The organism is Pedobacter sp. KBW06 (assembly GCF_003852525.1).
Classification (GTDB): Bacteria; Bacteroidota; Bacteroidia; order Sphingobacteriales; family Sphingobacteriaceae; genus Pedobacter.
This window is the reverse complement of record NZ_QAJL01000005.1, coordinates 920,644-944,143: the sequence shown is the minus strand read 5'-3', so window position 1 is coordinate 944,143 and position 23,500 is coordinate 920,644. Positions and strand designations below refer to the sequence as shown.

At 40.5% G+C, this 23,500-nt stretch carries 21 protein-coding genes; 16 read left to right on the top strand and 5 right to left on the bottom strand.

Annotation, left to right across the window (positions count from 1 at the left end; translation table 11 throughout):
* Positions 1–5: 5 nt before the first annotated feature.
* Complete coding sequence (locus tag DBR43_RS29990; RefSeq protein ID WP_124586991.1) at positions 6–497, top strand: hypothetical protein; 492 nt, start codon at positions 6–8, stop codon at positions 495–497.
* Between the two features lie 493 nt (positions 498–990).
* Positions 991–1,881 (top strand): hypothetical protein, encoded by an 891-nt coding sequence (locus DBR43_RS29985; protein ID WP_158622631.1) that lies wholly within the window; start codon positions 991–993, stop codon positions 1,879–1,881.
* A 194-nt stretch (positions 1,882–2,075) separates the two neighbouring features.
* Here the strand turns inward: DBR43_RS29985 and DBR43_RS29980 are convergent, their stop codons facing one another.
* Positions 2,076–3,119, bottom strand: a complete 1,044-nt coding sequence (locus DBR43_RS29980) for a GNAT family N-acetyltransferase (protein WP_124586989.1) — start codon at positions 3,117–3,119, stop codon at positions 2,076–2,078.
* A gap of 650 nt (positions 3,120–3,769) precedes the next feature.
* On the opposite strand from DBR43_RS29980, the gene DBR43_RS29975 reads away from it, so the two are divergent.
* The 5 genes from DBR43_RS29975 to DBR43_RS29955 all read left to right on the top strand — a co-directional run bounded on the left by DBR43_RS29975 (position 3,770) and on the right by DBR43_RS29955 (position 6,747).
* Positions 3,770–4,015, top strand: a complete 246-nt coding sequence (locus DBR43_RS29975; protein WP_124586988.1) for a hypothetical protein — start codon at positions 3,770–3,772, stop codon at positions 4,013–4,015.
* Positions 4,016–4,301: 286 nt separating this feature from the next.
* Positions 4,302–4,949 carry a DUF6266 family protein gene (locus DBR43_RS29970; RefSeq protein ID WP_124586987.1) on the top strand — a complete coding sequence of 216 codons (648 nt, stop codon included), beginning with the start codon at positions 4,302–4,304 and terminating at the stop codon, positions 4,947–4,949.
* Between the two features lie 67 nt (positions 4,950–5,016).
* Entirely contained in the window at positions 5,017–5,388 is a 372-nt protein-coding gene (locus tag DBR43_RS29965) for a hypothetical protein (protein ID WP_124586986.1), read from the top strand.
* Complete coding sequence (locus DBR43_RS29960; protein WP_233603273.1) at positions 5,307–5,852, top strand: C40 family peptidase; 546 nt, start codon at positions 5,307–5,309, stop codon at positions 5,850–5,852. Before DBR43_RS29965 ends, DBR43_RS29960 begins: the two co-directional genes overlap by 82 nt.
* Positions 5,853–5,856: 4 nt before the next feature.
* A complete protein-coding gene (locus DBR43_RS29955; protein ID WP_124586984.1) occupies positions 5,857–6,747 on the top strand; it encodes a DUF6266 family protein in 891 nt (296 codons plus the stop codon).
* Between the two features lie 87 nt (positions 6,748–6,834).
* On the opposite strand, the gene DBR43_RS29950 is transcribed toward DBR43_RS29955, so the two are convergent.
* Both DBR43_RS29950 and DBR43_RS29945 read right to left on the bottom strand, forming a co-directional pair.
* Positions 6,835–7,176 carry a TfoX/Sxy family protein gene (locus DBR43_RS29950; protein WP_124586983.1) on the bottom strand — a complete coding sequence of 114 codons (342 nt, stop codon included), beginning with the start codon at positions 7,174–7,176 and terminating at the stop codon, positions 6,835–6,837.
* A 140-nt stretch (positions 7,177–7,316) separates the two neighbouring features.
* Positions 7,317–8,159 (bottom strand): M12 family metallopeptidase, encoded by an 843-nt coding sequence (locus DBR43_RS29945; RefSeq protein ID WP_124586982.1) that lies wholly within the window; start codon positions 8,157–8,159, stop codon positions 7,317–7,319.
* Between the two features lie 589 nt (positions 8,160–8,748).
* Here DBR43_RS29945 and DBR43_RS29940 point away from each other — a divergent pair.
* From DBR43_RS29940 to DBR43_RS29900, 9 genes are all read left to right on the top strand, one after another.
* On the top strand, positions 8,749–9,927 hold the full coding sequence (locus DBR43_RS29940; RefSeq protein ID WP_158622630.1) for a 6-bladed beta-propeller: 1,179 nt from the start codon (positions 8,749–8,751) through the stop codon (positions 9,925–9,927).
* Positions 9,928–9,958: 31 nt separating this feature from the next.
* Positions 9,959–11,269, top strand: a complete 1,311-nt coding sequence (locus tag DBR43_RS29935; RefSeq protein WP_124586980.1) for a 6-bladed beta-propeller — start codon at positions 9,959–9,961, stop codon at positions 11,267–11,269.
* Positions 11,270–11,320: 51 nt separating this feature from the next.
* Positions 11,321–11,839, top strand: coding sequence for a hypothetical protein (locus DBR43_RS29930; RefSeq protein ID WP_124586979.1), 519 nt, complete (start codon positions 11,321–11,323; stop codon positions 11,837–11,839).
* Positions 11,840–11,914: 75 nt separating this feature from the next.
* Positions 11,915–13,144 (top strand): hypothetical protein, encoded by a 1,230-nt coding sequence (locus DBR43_RS29925; protein ID WP_124586978.1) that lies wholly within the window; start codon positions 11,915–11,917, stop codon positions 13,142–13,144.
* Between the two features lie 9 nt (positions 13,145–13,153).
* Entirely contained in the window at positions 13,154–13,795 is a 642-nt protein-coding gene (locus tag DBR43_RS29920; protein ID WP_124586977.1) for a hypothetical protein, read from the top strand.
* A complete protein-coding gene (locus tag DBR43_RS29915; RefSeq protein ID WP_124586976.1) occupies positions 13,788–16,586 on the top strand; it encodes an outer membrane beta-barrel protein in 2,799 nt (932 codons plus the stop codon). The genes DBR43_RS29920 and DBR43_RS29915 overlap by 8 nt, the downstream gene beginning before the upstream one ends.
* Positions 16,587–16,615: 29 nt before the next feature.
* Positions 16,616–18,100, top strand: coding sequence for a hypothetical protein (locus DBR43_RS29910; protein WP_124586975.1), 1,485 nt, complete (start codon positions 16,616–16,618; stop codon positions 18,098–18,100).
* Positions 18,101–18,143: 43 nt separating this feature from the next.
* Entirely contained in the window at positions 18,144–18,605 is a 462-nt protein-coding gene (locus tag DBR43_RS29905; RefSeq protein ID WP_124586974.1) for a GtrA family protein, read from the top strand.
* The gene (locus tag DBR43_RS29900) at positions 18,602–19,849 is read left to right on the top strand and encodes a hypothetical protein (RefSeq protein ID WP_124586973.1); all 1,248 of its coding nucleotides are present in this window, start codon (positions 18,602–18,604) and stop codon (positions 19,847–19,849) included. The genes DBR43_RS29905 and DBR43_RS29900 overlap by 4 nt, the downstream gene beginning before the upstream one ends.
* On the opposite strand, the gene DBR43_RS29895 is transcribed toward DBR43_RS29900, so the two are convergent.
* Both DBR43_RS29895 and DBR43_RS29890 read right to left on the bottom strand, forming a co-directional pair.
* On the bottom strand, positions 19,831–21,921 hold the full coding sequence (locus tag DBR43_RS29895) for a hypothetical protein (RefSeq protein ID WP_124586972.1): 2,091 nt from the start codon (positions 21,919–21,921) through the stop codon (positions 19,831–19,833). The two genes, DBR43_RS29900 and DBR43_RS29895, sit on opposite strands and share 19 nt — an antisense overlap.
* A complete protein-coding gene (locus DBR43_RS29890) occupies positions 21,887–23,476 on the bottom strand; it encodes an NAD(P)/FAD-dependent oxidoreductase (protein WP_124586971.1) in 1,590 nt (529 codons plus the stop codon). The genes DBR43_RS29895 and DBR43_RS29890 overlap by 35 nt, the downstream gene beginning before the upstream one ends.
* Between the last annotated feature and the right edge of the window lie 24 nt (positions 23,477–23,500).

Below are 23,500 nucleotides of genomic sequence, written 5' to 3'. Positions count from 1 at the left end.
CAATCATGAGAATTATAATTTATTTTTTATTAGTTTTTTCTATAGTTTCCTGCTCAGTTGGTCGAAATTATAGCACACGGTATTGTAAGGCAAACTATTCAAAAGAAGGCAACTATGTCATGGATGTTCTTTGTGAGAATAAGCTTACAATTTTAATAGGAGGGCATAGTGAATTAGAAAAACAATATTCTTACCAAGACTCTTCTAAAATTTACATAACAAATTTTGTATGCAGCATGTTGAATTACAATAACGTAGTTAATTTGGGGGATAGTATTTCTGGTGTTAGATTGAAAGATTTGGAACTAACGAAAATCCTTTTAAAAGAGCAAGAAAAGTCTTACGTACCTGATACCCTCATCTTAGAAGGCGTAACTAAAAAAGGATTATTTTGGAAAGATGTAAGAATGGGATCTATTAGTGTTGGCTATGTAAATGTTTCTGGTTCAAAAAAGGAATTGTTTGATAAAATGCTTAATACTTTTAAAAAAAAGTAGCTCACTCGGCACAAGTGTTCTTTGCCGTAGCTGGTTTAAGTCCAAGGTAAATCTAAAAATGGAAACTCTGGACTTTGTTATTAATAGTTGGAAAAAAATATAATCAAAGCCCGACAGAGTGAAGTGCCCCCAAAAAGTTAGACACTTATTGGGGGCCTGAGTAGCCGGAATATATGGCGTATGCGTATGTTTTATACCACTTATGAATAACTGCCACCATTGGTGGCAGTTATTGGATCGAGCAATAATATTCCCGTTCTAGAAAAATACTAAAGATGAAATGAAATGCTAGTTTTATATTGGGAAAATCTATGTGATCCATGATCAGAAAATGATGTTGAGTGGAGGTCTTGCAGAACTGTATTGAGTTGAGTCCAAGATGTTAAAGCAAGACGTAATATTAACCGCTTCCCCCAAGGCTTTATGTTTGAGATCACCAAAGAGCTCGATAGATTGAGGTTACTTATATTTAAAACTTAAATAATAAAAATATATGTTAAAAGGACTTTTGAAATGTTTGTTGGTAGTGTTGATTTCTATATTAATGAATAATTCTGGATATAGTCAGGTACATCATCTTGGAAGTACTGACCAGACTGCCGGTTGGTATAAGCTGGGCACCTTGAATTTACCACAACAGGGAGTGGATGTGGAGTTGAAAATTATAGCTGGGGGTGGTTATAATGCTTCCGCGGCTCAGAATGGAGAGTGTGTGATCCATTTTAGAACGAGTAATGCATTTTCCCATAATAATGGCTTTTATGGTTCCGGGAGTTACTACAATACTGGAAGAACAAAAATTGCATCTAGTTTAAGAGTTGTTCAACGTGACATGGATGTCTGGGATTTTTATGCTGTTCTTCCGGCTTATACGGGAGGTGGTGCTTTAGTATTGTCTAATGCGGTAACAGGAAGCTGGACTCCGGGATTGTTATTAGCTGAGCCGCCGGCTAACATTATCTTTTCAGATCTGACTGAAGAGCTCTTTCATAGGAGTAATGCTTATTTTTCTGAAAATGTTGGTATTGGAATGGATGCGATAGATACCAGGGGATATAAGCTGGCAGTTAACGGCAAGATAAGAGCACATGAGATACGGGTGGAAACGGCTAACTGGCCGGATTATGTGTTCAAAAAAGAGTATAATCTTCGTTCATTGGCTGAAACTGAAAAATATATTTTGGATAATGGGCATTTACCTGAGATTCCTTCTGCCTCCGAAATCGATAAGGATGGATTGGCACTTGGTGAAATGAATAAAAAGCTCCTGAAAAAGATCGAAGAGTTAACATTACATTTAATTGCGATGGAAAAGTTAAATCAGCTTCAGAATGTAGAGCGTGATAAAATGGAGCAAAGACTACGGAGGCTAGAAAACAAATAGAATTAAAGCGCCAAAAAGCGGCCATCTCATCGATGAAAATGAGCCGACGCTTATTCAAAAATGGCCTGATAGCCAAAAATTGGCAACTAGGAGAATATGGTAATTAAATCCATAGAAATTTCCACCAGGGTAGATCTTGACGATCTTCTGGCATATGAAACACGGTAAAAAAATCAAAATTCTTTGCTAAACAACTAGTTCAACATGTTCCATTCCGATTTTAGTATCGCAAACTGATATTCATTGACCCAGCTGTCATTTACAAAGCGATTCTCAATAAAATAACCTTCCTTTTTAAAGCCCAGACCTTTTAACAACCCGATCATTTCCTTATCATGCGTGCTTAGCTTCACAACAACCCGGTTAACCTGTGCTTTTTGAAATAAAAGAGAAAGTGTTGAAGACAGTGTTTCTTTAAAATTTGCTTCTTCGCCAGGAGAGGAATTGATGCTGAGTTCCGCAATGCGGGCGTCATGCTCACTGAGCTTTATCTCACAGTTTCCGCTTACTTTTTGATTCAGCTCATCCTGTAGCAAATGAACAATTTCAGGGATATCTTTAGCTTCAGATATACTTTCGGCCGCAATTGTTGCTTTACGGTCTAAATTCAAAGAGCCTACATGAACACTATTAGAGATCTCTCTGCCATCCTCTTTAGCAAAAGAGATATAGGCTTCCATGCGTTCATTTATATGTTGTGAACTGATCGCAATTACATCTTTTCCTTCCACTCTTTTTGCCCCGATTAACTGGCAGCAGGTCTCCTGTAAATCAGGGAAATAAATGACCAGCATGGCACGGTCAGTATCATATTGGCTCACCGGGAGGTCCGATTTCTTCCAGGTAAAGGTGATATACTCTTCCACCTGGCTGATGGTTGGATTAACAGCCCCTGGAAGTGTTCCCATGCTCATTAATACTTTGGTGTAGTCCAGGCTGATGTTTGGATATTCGCCCTGAACTGCATTCTTTTTATTGTAAGAAACGGCTTCATTGTATTCGTTTCTGTCTGTTCCCGCAACGGCAAGGCGAAATCCTACCCGAATTGCATGAAGGGAAGGCTTGAGGATCTCATTGACCACCTTCATTTTTTCACAGTTTGCCTTTCTTGCCGGGGTAAGCGGCTTATTACTTTTGCCAATCATTCTGATGACATGTTTACCTTTTAAAGTATAACCTACCAGGTTGCCGACTCTGCCATGGAATCCGCCAAATAACCCATTTTTTAATGTTCCCATCTTTTTTCGTGTTTTTAGTTAATTATTTAATTGATTTTTAAACAATTTACGAAATGTTTTTCATATCGTGTTAATATGTGTTATCCTGAAATATACCGTAGTTTGATTTTGGAAACGTAGTTTAAAGGTGGTGGAAACCAATAATAGACCTATCAACCACCTCTTGACGGTTATATAATGATAGATAGAAGGATAACGGATATACAAAACATTTCAAACGGATCTCCGTATGATTTTTTTTAATCTGTATGAGGAGAATAGCCATATCGTGTTCAAATGTTTTAATTGTAGAAAAAACATCAATAAGTAGTATTTAATTTTTTGTTGGAAATTATATATATTTATACTATAACAATGCTTGTTGCGTTATCTGGTAATTATACATCTTTACCGGAGTGTTATTTCATTTTAACGCCAACCTAAAGATAAAGAGAGATTAAAATAAAAAGGGAGGGAAATAATTCACACACAAATTAACCTTTAAACTGAATCTCATGATGAAATACTTAAATCCCAAATAGTAGCTCAAGCGCTCCGACTCAAGCGGTCCCCACGTAAAATCATCCTTATTCCTTAACTACATAGGCCTTATTTTTTTATGGCCCGGGTAATCCCCTTGTCCAAAACTGGCCTGTTAAATCCCCATTATTATGAAATCGATTTTGAGAAGAATAGAAATAAAAATAGAAAGATATTTTAATTCCAGAGAAAGGGAGATGCAAGCAAATCATATCCCATTACAGCCAGACGAATGGTTAGATAAGCTCCAGGTGATGCAAATGTTAAGTATCAGCTCAAGTACTTTTTACAGGTTGGAAAAAACGTCCAACTGGAAAATGAAGCTGGTTGGTAAGCGAAAGTACTACCTTAAATCGTCAATTTTGGGCACTCAGTGAGTCATTTTGTAATGTTGTTTAGCTAAAACTGGTTTCCATGCCTGTGCTCATCAGCACAGGCATTTTTAATTTATGCCAATTCGTAAAACTGCCGACTGTGTCAAATTGAGTCAAATTGAATCAAATTCGGTCAATTTGTGTCATGAGCCATTGAGGCTTAGGTTATTAGGATATTGATCCATACGTTTGAATCGTAATGTTTAAGCGGCTTCCGAGGTACCCGGAAAACGCAGCTTGCAAGCGACTTACGAATCAACAGATTAATTCATTTTTAAAACTTAAAACAATGGGATTTTTAGCAGGAGGTCCATTCTTCCACCTCACAGGAAAAGTAGGAAACAACGTTGGCCGTCGTGTCAAAAACAAAAATGTATTTTCAATGAGGCCGGGTAAATCCTCAAAGCGGGCTACAAAAGAACAGGTTGATCATCGCACCGGTTTTGGCCTGATGATGAAGCATGTGAGTTTGTTCAGCGAAGCAATTGCGCTTGGATTTAAAAACAATAAGGAAGATGTCGCTCCAGGAAATGCAGCGCTGACTTACAACTTAAAACATGGGCTTAAAGGAACCGGGCCAAATTACAGCATCAATCACGAAAAATTCTCTATCAGCAGGGGTAGATTAGCCCCTGTTCAAAAGCCGAAAGTGGAGAGTGTCGCAGGAGAAACAGCAACACTGGATTTTTCCTGGACGGTAAATTACAGCTTTATCATGGTTAATGACACAGATTTAGTGAAGGTCTATATCTATACGCCGGAGGTAGACCAGATCGTCATCAATTCGGTAATTACCTTACGATCAGCATTAAAGCTTAAGATGGTAGTTCCGTTTGACTTTATCGGTCTGCCACTTCATTGCTATATGATGTTGGTCACTGCTGATGGAAAGACGGTTTCAAATTCCCAGTATTGTGGAAGCGTTACCTTAACCTAACCAATCGATCACCCGCTGTTCCGCAAGGAGGGCGGGTGATTATTCCAACAACTTAATAGATTTTATTATGAAAAATATAGGTGTAAAAAGGCCTCATATGATGACGGCCTATGCTTTAGAAATTGGTTTTTTATTATTAGTCATGGTCTTAATATGGCCATTGGGACAACGTTGGATCATCAGTGCGGATGTCACTGCCGGATATATTGACCCGGGCATCTGGCTCCTGGTCTTGCTGAGTCTGATCTCCTTTCTGCTTGCTGCAGGGTTAAGCTTTTGGTTATTGCAAAGGTTATGGCTGAGATTAGGCTTCCCTGTAATAGAAGTAATGGTTTTACAATTTAAAACTTTGGACTCATGGAAACAATTAAGCTTTTATTGGGCATCATTTGTATCCCTGTTATTTGCAGCAGTGGGATGCCTGATCGCCATTTGTTAGACGTATCGTTTGCCGGGGAAAAAATCAGAAGATCCGTACTTGCGATTGCCGAAAAGGAACTCGGAGTTAGAGAAAGGTCGGGAAACAATGATGGAGAAAGGGTGGAGCTTTACCTAAAATATATAGGCTTACCAAAAGGCCATGCCTGGTGTGCTGCATACACAAGTTGGGTCTACGGACAGGCAGGTCTTTCTAAACCCAGGACAGGCTGGACACCAACCTTGTTCCCGGCAAACCGGCTCGTCAAAAAGCCGAAGCCTGCAGATCTTTTTGGAATCTATTTTCCATCATTGAAGAGAATTGCGCATGCCGGATTCGTTATAAGCATCAAATCAGACTGGGCACTCACAATCGAGGGCAACACAAATATTGAAGGGGGCAGAGCAGGCGATGGGGTTTATAAAAAGCGCAGACATCTGCGCACCATCGCCAAATTTGCCAATTGGATAGGAAAGGAGTTTTAAAAAAATGGCAAAAATAACAGGTGGTATTTTCGGAAACATTTCCGGAAAGATCGGAGGACTGGTGTTCTCCACAAGGAACAATCAGACGGAGGTAAGGAACCTCCCAAAAAAGTATGAAGGACCCGTAACTGAGGTTGCGTTAGGCGTCAGATCAAGATTTAAGCTACTGGTGGAATTTTTAAGATTGTTTACCTTTTTTATAAAGATCGGATATCCTAAGAAGTCGAAACAGCGAATGAGTGCATTTAATGTTGCATTCAGGGAAAATTACCATTGCATTATCGATGGAGGATATCCAAATCTGGAAATTGATTATTCTAAAGTGACTTTAAGCAAAGGGAATTTGGATGGATTGAGTAGTTTTGTGGTGCATCAGACTGATCGTCAGTTGTTTAATTTACGGTGGAATTCCAGCGTAGATTGGTATCAATCACCGGCTGCTGGTTGCTGTGACAGCATTTACTGCTTCCTTTATGAACCTGCAGGTAAACAGCTTAAAGAGGTGGCTGCAGGTGCACTGAGAAGTGATAACTATTTCCCGTTCTACCTGCCTGAACAAATGGCAGGAAAGAAAATCCATCTTTATCTATTTTTGCGTTCTTCCAGAAAAAATGTGGTATCCCGGACACAATACAAATGTTTGGACTTGCGGGAACCAGATGCAAATGAAAAAGAGAAGAACGCGATCACCTACTGTAGTACGATTCCTTATGAGGGTGCAAAAACAAAAAAGGAAAGTATGCGGGAGGTGACAAAACATCTGGTGATTCCAAAAGCTGTTGTCCCGAAAAAGAAATCAGTAAAGACAGGGCGGCCTGATCGTAACCACAGATGCAACGTTTTGAGCAAAGGAATTGGCAGCAAGCGAAAACCAATCCCTCAAAAGAAACCTTAGTTTAGTCTTTAAAGGGATACGGATAAAAACTGTATCCCTTGATTTTTATAGTTCTTAATTTAGCAGAGGTTAACACTTATTAAAGTATTAGCCTTTCTTTTTGGATGATTTGGCTAATGGGTTAAACTCAAGACACAGGTCAACCCAATAATTCAACTTCTTTAAGTTTCCAGGGACAGTGTCTTCAACGTACACATAGTCTTTCATTACTCTGCCATTGTTCATCATGTTCCTGCAATTGCCTTTCTCCAATTCTACCTGAACTTTCTCTGAGCCTATGCGGCACAATAGCTCATCGCCTGAGACACAGATACACATTTTCTGATCAACCATAAAACAGATTCCACTGAACATTTCCTTTTCAGTTACATCTTCGCGATCAGAGAGTAATTCCCTTACCTGATTAGCCAGTTGTTCATCGTAAGCCATATTCTTATATTTTTAGGAATGCCAACTCAAATATAACGAATGCTGATCTCAGATATTTTAAATGTAATTCCACATTGCTGCGGAATTACACGTTCCCGAAAATTTCATTCGGATAGCCTTTTTAAGGAAATCAACTTTTTTTAAAGTCCGTACATTGTTTTTACCCAGTTCACATCACCTGTAGAAGGTGTTTTTGAACCGCTCCATGAAGGATCAACCCAGGTTGTACCATCTTTGCGGGTGGTGGTAGGTAAGCTGCTGTTGATGGCGCCGTAACCGTTATAAGAACCGTAAAGCATAATGGAAGCGAAATCAAAGGTTGTTCCTGCGTAATTCATTCCTGTTATTTTATTATAACTGCCCTGTGCCGATGTACTGATGTTGCTCCATTTCACGTCAATATAGGTGTCGCGGTCGGCACGCAATTGCTCATGATGTAAGCCGATGGCATGTCCAAGTTCATGTACCACGATTCCTTTGGCACTTGGATCGGATAAGTTCATGGTTGCATTGCTCACATAACCAACGGTACAGTTATTGGCACTGCCACGTTGTATTTTTAGATAGGTGCCGGTATTTCTGGATACAAAGCTGAGCCCGGTTTTATTTGCCCAGTCGTTAATGGCTGATGTAATCACCGCTTTTTCACTCGCGGTGAAGCTTGTGCTGATGTTATAATAAATTGTTGCACTTGGCCATACGTTGTTTTGACCATGTCCTTCTGTCTGAACACCTGTTTTTTGAGGAGTCGCCGATAACTGATCATCGGTGATGACCATATCTCCATTAAATACATTTTGTCCGTTAATGCGCTGGTAGCTGATGAGTGAGCCCAGGTAATAAGCGGATTTCCATTCGCCCTGTTGAGCAGTGCTGAGGGTTTCAGCCTCAGGAGCAGAAGCATTTTCGTTTTGTTTTTTACATGAGGTTACGCAAAGCAGGACACCGATGGTTCCTGTCAGAATCAGTTTAGTGATTTTCATAATTTTTTAGGATGATTTGGTTAGTTAATTGGTTTTTTATGTACTTAAAAATAGGGTAATAATCTTAAAGATATAGAGGTGTGTCATTTTTGTATACTGTTATGTAAGAAAAAGACATGATTTCCTGAAAATCTGTTTAGCTGTGTTTCATCCTCCCTGTCTGTTTCATTTTATGGTAGAAAAAAGGGGAGAGGGGGACTGGATTTGCTGGTAAAGAATTTAGATAATGAATATAAATATTTCCTAAAAACTACAAATAATGCCAATAATACAGCGTTATGGTAGATTTTTAAAATATTGAAGGGGAATTTTTATTGTATAACTAAAAAATAGATACAATCTGTGGAACAATTGATACGATTTGTTTAATTGGCAATGTGTTAATCACTTTTCTTTACGTTGTCATTGAATACAAGGTAATTGTATGATAATGTGAAAAAAATAAGTAACCAAATATTATAGTTAATTTATTCCTATGAGAAACGCGCGCTCTCTGGTTGGATCTGTCAGATTTAGTTTAGCTGTACTTGTCTTTTTTTTCTTCTTACAAACAAAGGCACAAAATAATACCTCAGCTATAAATGTTCAGATGATTCCTGATTCCCTTAACAGAAAAGAGATTAGAATAGACCCCTCTTCGGCAACATTAGAAACTCCGGCAGCTGAACTATTCGATTCAGTGGTTTATGTACCCTTGCAGACGATAAAACAAAGCATATTTTCCAACATTGATCAGATGGAGGTGACCAGGAAATGTTATGTCATCCTTGATGAGTCTTTGAATACCATATTTTTATTTACGAAAGATGGAAAGTTCTATAATAAAATAGTGAATACCGATAAGGTTGCAGAGGGCACCTTCAAAAAAATCGGAAAGTTTGTGGTCGATGAAAAAAGAGAGGAGATCTCCTTCCTGGATCCCCATTCTTTTTACAGGTTTTACTATTCTTTTGAGGGTAAATATCTTAGAAAGATGCCGAAAGTGATATCCGGAGAAGACTTTTATCACATGTCAACAGGATTGGACATTTATTTAAGAAGTGCCAACCAGATACTCTACCGTTCAAATAAAGCATTTTTTGAATCAAATCCGACAGTAGCCACAAGCAACATCCTGGTTTTAGATAGCCTGAAAAAGATCAGGTATGGATACTTACCTTTAGATACCTCAACCGTAGCTTTAGATGACCTGTACGGGGTGGCCCAAACGTTTTATAACAATCATAACGGCAGGGTTACACTTTCCATACCTTACAACTATAATATCTATGAAATTGACAGCATAGGTAAGATGAGCAATACCTATTGTTTTGTATTGCCGGCAATGAACAGTCTGCCCAACGACTTTATGAAAAACCCAGTTTATAAAGCAAACCGGGTATCCTATCTCAATAACAATAAGAACGCAGTATATTCCATAACAGACTTTTATCAGGGTGATAAGCTGGTCACCTTCAGGCTGGTGAATGCCCTGGATCTGCACAACTTTCTTTTGTACAATTTAGAAACGGCAGAATTGATTTCCATGATTGAAATAATGCCGGATCATGCCTGTTTTAAACTTCCAATGGTGCAGCGTAGAATTTATGCCGCTGCAAACAATCACTTTTTCATTTCCGCTCTGTCTGCTTCGACGCTATTTAGCGCAAAAGAAAAGTTGCGTAAAGACAAAAACTGGGAGAAGCAGCTTCCGCAACATTTAAAGAAATTCTATAAAGGCGATCAACTGCAAAATCCGGTGCTCACACTTCTATACCTGAAAAAATAGCCTAATCCCTTACCTGTAAACTTACTATTGAATGCTACACGCTCACACCTGCAAGAAATATCTGAACAGAGTATATTACTTTGGCCCATTGCTATTGATGGCAATTTTGTTATCGTCCTGCGCCACAGGAGATAAAAGGCCGCCTTTAAAGGCCACTTACCTCCCCGATACCGCAAATTTAATGTTGCTGAAAATTGATCCCGGAAAAATAGAAGAAGATCCCCTGGGTTCTGCCATACTGGACTCGGTGATCTATCTGCCTTTGGAAACAACTGGAGAAAGTATGTTTTCCAATATTAATCAACTGGAGGTCACGCAAAGCCATTACATTATCGCAGACGAAACGACAAATTCTATTTTGCTCTTTGATAAGAATGGCCGGTTTTACAGCAAGATCTCTAACCGGGATCAGAAAGTGGAAGACAGCTATAAAAAGATTGATAAATTCACCGTAAATGAAAGAAACAAAGAGGTCATCTTTGCCGATCAGCATACGGATTATATCTTTTATTACTCTTTTGATGGCAAATTCCTTAAAAAGATAAAGAAGGATTTCAGCTCAGAGGGATATTACGCGCTATCTGAAAACAATACTTGTTTTTACCGGTCTACAGATCAGATGTTGTACAGGTCTGCGGCGCAGTATTTTGCAGGCAATAAAGAGGCCGAAAGGAGCCGGATTGTCGTTGCCAGCCAAAAGGAGATCAAAAAATGGTATTTGCCTGTAGATACAATTGCATTGGGACCGGATGATCTCTATGGGGTATCCCAGTATTTCTATAACAGACATGCCGGCAAAGTAAGCCTGACTTTACCGTACGACTATAATGTCTACGAGATAGATAGTGCCGGACAGTTATTTAACAGTTACCGGTTTGTTTTTCCGGCAAAGGATGCCTTACCTGCTGATTTCCTGGTCGGTGATGAATATAAGGGCAAGCGGATCAGGTACCTGGAAAAAAATAAACCATTGGTGTACGCAATCGCAGATTTTTATAGGGTAGGCAGTTGCATTACTTTCCGCCCGATAAATGGCCTGGATCTGCACAATTATCTGCTGTACAACCTGTCCGGCAAAAAGTTATTTTCAATAGGAACAATAGTTTCTGATTCGCTATCCTTTAAGCTCCCCTTAACCGAAGGGCGAATTTATGGGGTAGAACCCGATGAGGCGCTTGTTTCTTCAGTGGCTTCCTCCTCATTATTCAAGGCTAAGTTGTACCTGAGTGGCAATGAACAATGGGACAAGAGTTTACCTCCTGTTTTGAAGAAGTTTTTTTCCGGAACCAATGTTCAAAATCCGGTATTGACACTTTTATATGTGAAAAAAGAACCACAATAGAAGTGAGCTCAAGGTCTATCCAAAAATCATATAACCTTCAATTTAAATTTTATGAAAAATAAATTAACAAACAGGAAGAAGTGGTTCTTCGTTACGATAGCAACCTCTTTTCTATTTAGCTTAAGCGTACAGTTCAATCTGTTTGCCCAGGCGCCAACGGGCAATTGCTCTCAGGTTCTTCCAGCCATGTCCGGATATGTGAATGGCACACAGAAGACCGTAGATTGTGTTTACTGTAGTTTGACCGGCGCATCAGCAACTGTTGTGGTAGACGGCAAAGAGGTAGGTATTAAGTATAAACGTGCAAAAATGACCGTTCAGGCAACGGTAAGGCCTTGTGTAAGAGATGACGACAAACAACGGACTTGTATGGAAGTGATCCTGAATCCACCTCTCGGACCAATTGGTGATTTATGTGAGGATCTGTTCGTACCAAGTACGGGTGGAGGATCCGGAACCGGCAGCGGAACTGGAACCGGAACGGGTAGCGGAACCGGAACAGGAAGTGGAACCGGAACCGGAAGCGGTACGGGAACAACTCCGGGAGGTACCGGTACGGGTACAAAATAACAGGTCCAGTTTTAACCATTATTTCAAGCCATCTTTTAGGAGTGGATAGACCCTTAAAGATGGCCTTTTTCTGATATGAAGAACAAGCTTCCTTTTGTATTCCTGCTGGTTATTCTGATGTCTTTGATTTATAAAGAATTGAATGGGCTGCGCTTTGCAAACGTAGACGATCAATGGATGTTATTAGATGACGTCCTGGTCAGACCGGCAAAATTTGACCCTGAATTTTTAAAAAAGGTGTTTACCAATATTAATTCACTGCAATATGCTCCTCTAAATACGCTGTACTATTATCTGATTTATAAAATTAATGGCTATGATCCCTACTGGTACCATTTGATCTCCTTTTTTGTACATGTACTGAACACGGCATTAATTTATACCATTTCTAAAACGATATTCAGGTTGTTCCATATCGGTAATGTAACGGTTCTGGCCTATGTGGTAACTGTGCTATGGGCAATCCTGCCGTTCAATGTAGAATCGGTGGTATGGATCTCTGCCTCAAAAATATTGTTGTTCAGTTTCTTTGGGCTGCTTTCCTTTATGTGGTTTATAAAGGCTTATGTAAATGGGAGCAAAGGGTATTATGTGGCAAGCATTTTAGCGTTCACACTGGCTTTTTTAGCCAAGGAACAGGCCGTCCTGTTGTCGCTTATGTTTCTGGTATTTCGTTATTGCTACGACCGGCAGTATGATCAGGTGAACCTGAAAAAGACCATTGTTTACCTGCTGCCTTTTATGGTCTTGTCGCTGGTATTTGGATTGGTCACTGTTTATGCGGCTGTTTACGGAGATGGCAGTCATGACATTGCCCGCTATCCTTTTTACCAGCGCATCGTATTAACTTTTTATTGCCTTTGTTTTTATGTCTTTAACCTGTTTGTCCCAATTGACCTTCATTATCATTATCCCTTTCCAAATGCTGCCGGACAAGCCTTGCCGCTTAAATTTTATGTTTATCCTGTTGTGTTTGGTTTGCTTTCATGGCAGCTGACGGGATTACTTAAGGGTGGAAAGAATTTCAATTTCTATCTCTTATGCATCGGGATCTTTTTCGCTCATTTATTACTGTCTATCCAGGTATTTCCACTGGCAAGGGCAGCTGTGGTGGCTGACAGGTATATGTATTTATCATCCTTTGGCCTCTTAATGATGGCCGTTGTTGCGCTTGGAGAAAATATCCGTTTTGAACAGCTCACCTTCAGCAATAAAGCAATTATCGGGGGCTTTGCTGTCTATGTGGTCGCCATCGCATATTACAGCTTTAATCTGGTTAACAATTGGCAGGGCATGAACTTATAGCAATAAAATATGAATAAAGATCATTTACTCAATCTGACACTGACCTTGCTGATGGCTACCACCACCACATTGGTGTTCATTTTAATGAAACCTAAAGCCAGACTGGAGCAGGCAATTGCTGTTCCGAAAGTGGCAGACGACGGGCCGGTTGTAAAACTAAAATCTGCTTTTTATAACTTATACCCAACCCTGGTTATTCCAAGTGATCATAAACTGGTCTCCGCTAAAACACTGGTTAAAACGCCCGAAGGTCAGTCCCGTTCCCTGAAAGAACTGGTTGGAAATAAACCGAGGTTAATATTGAGGTATTCTCACATTGATTGTGAGGTTTGCGTAGACTCAGTGGTTTCTCAGATACACCGGATTACCAAACGGGAAAAGCTCCCTGAACTGTTGATCCTGACAGACATCTATACGGAAAGAGATTTTTTAATTAAAACCCGGAACAAAAAATATGCTTTTGCCACCTATGGCCTTCCCGGAACAAACCTGGGCCTGCCCCTGGAAAACAAGAACCTTCCCTTCCTGTTTGTATTAACCCCGGACTTCAAAGCCACTAAAATATTTGTCCCTTTTAAAGAGGTGCCTTACCAAACCACAGAATATCTTAAAGAGATATTCAGGTATTTAAATGTTCGGATATATGAGTAAAAAGACGCCGCTTATTGTGTTGATGCTGATTTGCTTTTACGGGTACTTGTCTTTTGGACAGTCAAATTCAAATCCGGTAAAAGGGGTAGTACGTGGTGTTGCAAAAGACAAGGAGTCAAAATCTGCTATCCCGGCGGCTACGGTTACGATCTATTTACAAAAGGATTCTGCGATCCTGACCTATCTGTTTACGAAAGCGAACGGTTCCTTTAAATTGGAAGGGCTCCCCTTAGACAGTACGCTGACCCTAAGCCTGAGCCATGTAAACTATACCACGTTTTATAAGAAGATAAAATTTAGTAGTAAAACCCCCGAAATTGAACTTGGAGAACTGTTCCTGTTGAAGAGGGAAAACAATCTGGAAGAAGTAAAGATCGTTGCACAGCGTCCGCCGATGGTGATGCGTGGGGATACACTGGAAATTAATGCGGAGGCCTTCAAAACAAAAGAAAATGCAGTGGTAGAAGATATGCTTAGAAAAGTGCCTGGCATTATAGTTTGGGGCGATGGCAAAATCACCGTGAACGGCAAAGCGGTAAGCCGCCTTCTGGTTGAAGGTAAACCTTTCTTTGGATCGGATCCGGTTATTGCAATGAGAAACCTGCCTAAAGACATTATTGATAAGGTTCAGGTATACAATGATCAAAGTCATACCGATGCTGAGATCCGGACACCCACAGTAACGATGAACATTGCTTTGAAAGAGGGTAAAAAGAAAGGCTTGTTTGGAAAAATCGGAGCGGGGTTAGGAACGGAGGGAAGATATGAAGGCAGTGTGGCCCTGAATGCTTTTACTCCTAAGAGCCAGCTGAGTTTAATGGCGGCTACCAATAATACCAATAAAGAAACTTACAGTATTGACGATATGTTGCGCCTAAGCGTGTATAAGCCCGGAGGAAGTGACAACTCGAAGTACCAGTCTGATTTCTATAAACAGGGATTGAATAAATTTTCGGCCTGGGGATTTAATTACGACCTGGATGTAAACAAAGCCGTAACATCGAAGTCCGGTTATTTTGGTTTCCGGTCTAGTAATGAGACTTTAAAAAATGTAAATGAAGTTACTTCCTTAACAGATGATGTGCTGAAAAGAAATAATCTTGAAGATGGAAGTAATTACCGGTATAAGCATAGCTTAAGAAGCTCAATTGGGGTAAACAAGAAATTTAAGTCCTTCTTTTTTGCGCCTGAATATGAAGAAAACAATTCCGGATATAAAAATCAAAACCAAAGCAATACGTTAAATGGGGCCGGATCATTACTGAGTGAATACAAAACAAAAAATGACTTTTCGGATCATAACAAAAGGTTGAAGTTATATGCCGATTTCAGAAGTAATATCGATACCAAATTATATCAGGATTTTTATCTTAAATATGAGTTTGAGAACAACCGTTATCATAATGAAAATACATACAGCACCATGCTTCGTGAATTTTCTTCCAATGCTATTCCAAAGAATAGTACTGATTTTAACCGGAAATCCCTTTTTAATCAAACGGGAATCAGTCAGTCTTTATACGGAGAAGTAAATGTCTCTCAGTTTTTACGAATTGCCAGGAAAATTCAGACGAAACTGATCAACAATGCCTCACAATTCCGGCAGTCAAATGATCAGTTGGTCTATAACCTGGATACACAAAGCGGAGCCTATACTTCGCTGAATTCCTACTTGTCTAATCAAAGCACGTATCAAACTTTAACAGAACGGCCGGGAATTAAGTTCAATGGCAATTTCGGTAAAAATATCGCCCAGCGATCTGATGAACGGCTTTCATTCGAAGTGCTGATGGAAATGCAGGTGATTGGCCAGAGGAATAAATCGGAGAAAAGTTTTCAAAACATCAGCAGAACTTATCATACTGCACTGCCTTCTGCAAATTTAACTTATGCCATTCAGAAAGCCGGAAAATATGAGCGAAGTTTTTCGCTCGGTTATTCTACCTCTGCAGAAATTCCCGGTATAGATAATTTAGCCCCGCTTGTTGACAGTGCCCAGCAGGTTTATATGAAAATAGGCAATGGCAGTTTAAAACAGCAGTATCAGCAAAGCCTGAGGTTAAATTTTTCCAATAACAGGCCGGGAAAAGGATTGTTTAAACTGGATGTAGAAGCTGGTTTTTTTAAAAATGGCTTTACGGACAGTAGTTTTTATGATCCCCAGGGAAGAAGAGTGGGGTATACGATGAATTTGGACGGACGTAAATACATCAATTTTTCTGGTCAGTATATGCGTTCTTTTAAAATGTTTTCTGCCCCCCTGAGTATTTTATTAATGCCTTACGCTAACTTCTCAGAAAACCCATATTATCTGAACGGATTGTTGAGCAAGTCTGATAATGTGAATTTCAGGGTTCTTGGGAAAATCAATTATGTACTTTCAGAAAGCATGCAGCTTGATTTGGATGCGGGTACTTCATGGTATACCAACCGCATCAAAAGTGAATCGGGTACTCAGAAACTTAATTTTAATTACAGGTCCATTGGTTCGGATTTTCATTTGTCCTGGCCAAAACGCGTAACGCTTGTGAACCAAATGCACTACAATATAAATGAGAGCACGGGGACAAAAAGTGTGCAGAATTTAATATGGAACATCAACCTGTATTACAGGATGCTAAAAAAAGAGCAGCTGGAGTTGAAGTTTTCTGCAAATGACCTGTTGCGACAAAGAACCAATGTGATCAGTTACGTAGACAACAACACGATCAGCTTAGGTACCGTAAATAATCTGCAGCAATTTTTTATGTTCAGCGTTGCGTTCTATCCCCGGCAATTTGGCTCCAAATAATCCAGTATTTAATAGGATCTGTTCTCCCAATGGCAAAATTTAAAATAGAAAATTCAGGTTACTTTCTGGCGATTGTTGTGGTCATTTATGTGATCGTGGCCTGGAATAGCAGCGGCTATCATCATTGGGACGAACATTTCCAGATCATTGAATTTGCGGGTTTCAAAGCCGGAAAGGTACAGGCCTCAGAGTTGGCATGGGAATATAAGGCGCAAATACGGTCCGCTTTACAACCATCCTTATGTTTCCTGTTGTTCAAGGGCATGTATGCCATTGGAATCGAAAGTCCTTATCTCATGGCATTTCTGCTGCGGTTAATTAGTGCCGGCCTGGCCATCTGGGTGATTAACAGGTTTGTCGAAAGCCAGCGGCTTCTCCTCCCTGAAAATCTATTTCCATATTTTATCTTTCTGTCGTATTTTTTATGGTTTCTGCCTTACATCAATGTGCGTTTCTCCTCAGAAAGCTGGTCTGGCCTGTGCTTTTTAATGTCCTTAACACTGGTTTTCAAATGCGCTGATCAGCCAAAATTAGCGAGACTGCTGTTGTTGGGTGTTGCGCTGGGGCTGTCCATATTATTTAGATTTCAATCTGCACTGCTGGTTTCCGGTGTGTTGATCTGGCTGATGGTTGTGGGCAGGTTCAGCTACCGGAACATGCTGCTCATTTTCGGATGTATCCTTATGGTTCTTTTGCTGGGGATAGGGGTAGACAGCTGGTTTTATGGATCGGCATCGTTTACCTTGTATAATTACTTTGAGGCCAATATCCTCCAGGATATCGCTTCCAGCTTTGGTACCGAACCCTGGTACCAGTATTTGATCTATACCTTTAAAGCGCCGGGGATTTTTGGGTTCTTCATCATCCTGTCTTTACTGATCCTGATCCTTAAAAATCCGGGACATGTCTGTTTATGGGCATTATTTCCTTTTTTGCTGGTTCACGCGTTGATTCCGCATAAAGAACTGCGATTTTTATTCCCTCTGGCCAATTTGGTGCCTTTGTTCCTGATTTTAGGCTATCAATACCTGAGGGCCTTATTCCCAAAAAAATATACACTGGTATTGCCTGTTGGGCTGGCTATAATTTTTTGCTATAACCTTTGCGGACTGATCGTGACCAGCTCCAGAGGAGCAGGCCTTGCTAAAGTAGCGCTAACGACTTATATCTATCAGCATTATGGTAAACAGCAGGTTCAGCTCATGTATCCTGAAGGGGCAAATCCTTATCAGGACATTAGCCCGCAAAATACATTTTATCGTCATGCTTCCGTTAGCCTCATCGCCCTGCAGGACCTGGATAAGTTTAAGGGACCGGGAGGAAAGAATGAGCAGGGGAAAGTGCTGTTGCTGATCCCGGCTAAAAGTATAGATGATCCTGCGCTTGGCCGACTGCTGGAAAGGGAGCACCTGCATTTCAGGTATCAGACCTTAACGCCTTTTGTACAGCAGCTCATCAGATTTTACGATACAACGCTTAATGACACAAACCTCATTTTATATGAATCAGAGTAGACCTGTTTTTTACCTAATGGCTAACTAAATTAAATGATTTGATATGAACCTGATCCACCTAAAAAAGATCGCCGCCAAAGTTTTCAAATTCGGACTCGTTGGCTTGTTGGGAACAGCGATCGACTTTTCCATCACTTTTCTTGTAAAAGAAGTATGGTTTCAAAACCTGTACGTCGCAAATACAATAGGATTTTTTGTCGCTGCTTCGAACAATTTCTACCTCAACTCGTCCTGGACATTCGGAAAAGCAAAAAAGCTCAGCTTTTCTCTTTATTTAACATTTATTGGTGTTTCGGCAATAGGCCTGTTGTTTCATAGCGTCATTATCTATGTGGTCCATCAACATTTGCATCATGAATTTTATCTAAGTAAATGCCTGGCAACGGTGCTGGTATTCTTATGGAATTTTGGAGCAAATTACTTCGTTACCTTCCGGAAAAATAACCAGGTAAAATTAGCTCAGGAAGGGTTTGAGTTATCAGATCAGATCATGCCTTTCAAATGAACAGAACGCCGCTCCTTATTTTTTTGCACTTCAATATTTTTGTCATCGCTTACCTTTTGCTGCTTCATTATCAGGTGATAGATGCAGTTCCGGACGAACAAAATTTATTGAACTGGGATGCCTTTTGGTACCATGACATCAGCGAGAAGGGTTATGTTTTTGTGCCTTTACAAGTTTGTAATATGGCTTTTTTTCCGCTGTTTCCATTTCTGTGGAAATTGAGCCAGTTGTCGGCCCTTTCCATTTGCCTGCTCAATCTGGCCATCTTTATCACTTCATTTTACCTGCTGGTCTGGAAAGAAGCAGTATCCCCGATATTCCTATTGATTATGCTGGGCAGCCCTTCTTTTATTTTTTTTGGATTGCCTTATTCAGAATCGTTGTCCTTTCTGTTTGCGACGATGATCCTGTTGGGCTATCAGTTAAAATACAGCCCCATTAAGATCAGCGGTTTTCTGCTGGCAGCTACGGTGAGGTCCGTTTCTCTTTTGTTCATACCGGCAATAATCATTACGGAAATATTGACTTATGATCGAAAACAACCGAAGCGGAGACTGCTTTTAAACCTGTTCTATAGCATTGCCGCCTGTGCCTCCGGGCTAATGATTTCTGCCTATGTACAATTCCGGCAAACGGGCAGGTGGTTTTATTTTCTAGACATCCAACAGTTCTGGAAAAGGCACTGGATCGTTCCAAAGTTTCCACTAACCACTTACGATCCGGAGAGGATCATCGGAGTAGACGGGGCCGCGTTTGTGATTGGATCAATTGCGGCCTTTCATTGCCTGAAATGGATTTTTTTAAGGCTCCGCCAGCGGGATTCCCATCCATTTCAGAACATTCCCAAAGCGGTTGTTTTCTCTGCGCTCTGCCTGGCAGGAACTACGTTTCTGGATACTTTCTTCACTTTCAACCTGAAGGGGGCAACAAATATATGGAGCTTAAACCGCCATCTTTTTTGCAGCCCCTTTTTTCTCATTTACCTCCTTTGGCTGGTAAGGGATTTTAAACCTGAAAAGTCCGGGAAACTGGTAATTGCGCTGCTCCTCATTTGTGGTACTTATTTCACAGGCGTATATCAGCATACTTTACCCTTTATCTTTTATTTGACGTTTTTTTGCGCAGTATTGGTCCTGAAATTTGCTGATCCCTTTAAAAATTACCTCATTCTGTTCTATCTGTTGTCAGTTTTTATCCAGATCTGTTTTCTTAACGACTTTCTTCATTATAAATGGGTTGGATAAGTGTGCAGGACATTGAGCTGAAAAGCAACTGCTGCAATTAAAAAACAGAGCATCATTCCCATCGTCAGGCACCTCAGCCATTTGTTGTTGGTTAAGAGTAGCAGCGTGCTCCCCGTGAGGATCGCAAAAGGAAGAACCGCGGGATAGATGTACCTGAAATCATTGGAACAGGAGTAGGGGTAATAGATTCTGAATACGATCATGGCCATCACCAACAGGCAGAGGTTGGCCAATACAGGTATGTAAGCGTTTTTTTGTCTGAAAGCAAAGCAGAAACCCAGGCTCCCTATTGTCCAGATCAGCAGGAAGAAGAAACTCAGTATTTTTGCAAACAAGACGGTATGTTCTCCTTCAGGGCTAAATTCACCAAACAAGCTGGACTTTGTTAAATAGAACCAGAAATTCTCTCTTCCCTTGGTCGGATCAAGGGAACTGGTGAAAGGGATATTGATAAATTTAACAGGATTCAGGAAGAAATAATTGGCAGGTTTGTTTTCTACCAGGAAGCCAGGGCCCAGGCCATTGGCATTGCCAACAATCATGGGCATATCAGGGTCGGCTTTCAGGCGTTCAAATTTTTCCAGGAATGCGTAATAACCAATAAAAAGGGAGAAAATCCCTAAAAGGCAGAGCTTTGAAAAGTACTTTTTCCTGTCCCTTGTTTTTTCCTTGTCCAGGAAGTATCTGATCAGCAGTAAAAAGCCAATCAGGCCAAGCAACATCAGCCCGTTGGTTTTGGACCAGACATCCAAAGCTGCAAAAATCAAGGCCGCTGCAAATGCACCTGTTTTTTTGGAAAACCACCAGCAAACGATAAAATAGAAGGACATGGCATAAAAAAGATCAAACAGAATGTCATTTCCTGCTCTTATTGAAACGATGGCGTTGGAGGGCCAGCACAGGAAAACAGCAATCGACAGCAGGTAGGCCGTTTTAAATATCCTGTCGTTCTTTTTATCTGCTAAAGCAGGCAGATTCCTGAATACCTTGTCTATGGTTTTGAGCGAGAAAAAGGCGTACACCATGAAAAAGAGAAGAGAGCAGGCCTGAATGATTTTTGGAAGTTCTTCTGCTGTAAAATAGCCTCCTGCATTGGTGATTTTTAATAGTGCCGTGATGCTGAGGTAGTATAAAGAGGGGTGATAGAATGACCATCCCCCTGAAGAGACCGGTACATGACCTCTTTCCATAATGTAGCGGATATAGCTCAGGTGTCCTTCATAGTCATAAGAGAAGACGCTGTGCGGTATCACGATCAGATAAGCCAGTGAAATGGATATGGAAAACAGAAAGAGTAAAGACGCGGCTTTCCCGTACAGGAATTTTTTATAAATCAGGAGGTTTAAGGGAAGCCATATGCAAGAGATCAACAGGGCAATAATTGACCATTTATACCAGGGCGCGGGAAGGTCTTTCCATATTCCTGCCAGGATGAGGAGGAGTAGCAGGAACAGTTGCCCGCCAACCAACCGGCACAACAATGAGTTTTGCTGAAAAAAAGCATCAAACTGATCACGAAGGTAGAGGAACAGCTGTTTCAGGTTAACCAACAGGAGTGCGAAAATGAGGCACAGCGCAATGATGTATTTTTCGTAGAAAGTCTTATCGGTCATTTTCAGTCCATAGAATCCATGGGTGTTCCGGATTTCCATAATGATCTGATTGTTGCCTTTGCTGAGGTAGGGCTTGAGGTTGATATAAAAACCATTGATACAATCACAAAGATGCTGCGTTTCTTCTAACAGCTTGGGTTGGAGCTGCCCGTTAATGCGGATGTTGCCGATACAATCGTCGGGGGTTAGATGAATTGTTCCCGAAAAAAGAATGGAATTTTTTAAGGTCATGCTATAGGTATACATGCCGATATCCCCATCCTGGTTGGAGCTGTAAGGTATTTTAATATGTTCCACTATCCCTCTGGGCCCAATTACTGCAGCATTTGAAAATGTTGCCTGATTTTTAAGCACCATAAATGTGGCTGCCGCAAAAAACACGATTAATGACCAAAAGAATAGCTTTGGTTTTACCCTCAGGAGGTTAAATGCTGGATTTGGCTTTCTTGTCCTTTTCATGGTATTCCATTTCTGTGTTGATCTCCCAAATGTTCCTTTTGTCGGTTTGATTTCCGATAATATTGTCTACTGCAACCATTGCGGTTAACATGGAGTGGTCCTGGTTATTGTATTTATGCATGCCGTTTCTGCCAATAAGAAACATGTTCTCATAGGAATTGGTGAATTCTATGACGTCATCAATCTCGTTATAAGTTCCAAAATAGGCAGGATAGGCCTTAGGTACCCGGATCAATGTACTGTCTAAAACATCTTCATGGTATACGATCTCAATCTTAACGAGTTCATCGATGGCGAACTTAATAAATTGTTCGTCTTTCATAGACCATAAATCATCTCCTTCATTGCAAAAATACTCCAGTCCAACCCATGCATTTTCCGGATCTGCCACCATATACGGGCTCCAGTTGTTAAAGATCTGTAATCTTCCGATAGCAACATCTTTTTCCTGAATATAAATCCAGTTGTCGGAGATCAGTTTCTGATCAGCCTCTCCGGTATTTTTTACCCTTAATTTTTTGAGCAACAGTCCAACTGTCATAAAGTCCCGGTAAGGAAGTCCATTGGCTATTCGTTTGATGTGATCTGTAACGTTATTCCCCATACTGTTGATCAGGTCCTTTACCGGCATGGTCGAAAACAGGTAATTTCCTGAGTAGACTTTACGTTCGTTTTTTAAGACATCTAAAACGGTGAGCTGAACATGGTCTTTGTCGATCCATTCAATTTTGTGAACGGTATGGTTGCAAATAACCTGTCCGCCTTTTTCTTTTATAATTTCTGCAACTTCTTCCCACAACTGTCCAGGGCCATATTTAGGATACATAAACTTGTCGATCAAACTGGTTTCCGTTTTCTTTTGTTCTATGGACGAGTTCTTTTTAAACGCCATGGTGATGGCGTGGAAAATGGCTTTGGATACGGATAAACCTTTTATGCGCTGGGCACCCCAGTCTGACTGGATCTGATCACATGGAATGCCCCAGACTTTTTCTGTATAATCCTTAAAAAAGGTAGTGTACAGTTCTTTTCCAAAGCGGTTAATGAAGAAATCTTCAAGATTCTTTTCATTTTTAATGGGAAAGAACCTGATTAAAGTGTAGCCCCATCCAATTTTTACGATTCTGGTAATTCCCAGGTTCTTTAATGTCTTTGGGCTAAGGCTCAAAGGATAGTCAAAGAAGCGGCGCAAATAGAAAATCCTGGAGAGCCGGTTTCTGATCAGCATTACGTTATTGACTTTTTTCAGGGTTGCCGGATCGGGATACTGGTCTTCAGCAGTTCCGGTTTCAGGCTCAGCCTGAGCTGGGTCCTGGATGGGGAAAAACATCTTCCACCATTCCATCACTCTTTCGGATTTGGAGAAAAACCGGTGGCCCCCGATATCGATGCGGTTGCCTTTGTAATTAATGGTTTTGGAAATGCCTCCGATATGATTTGATCCCTCAAAAACGACGACTTTGATATTTGTCCTGCTGAGCAGTTCATAACCCGCTGTTAGTCCGCCCGGACCTGCCCCGATCACGAGTGCAGTGTATTCTTTCTCATTTTTCATTTATATTTGGTTTTAAGCCTAAGG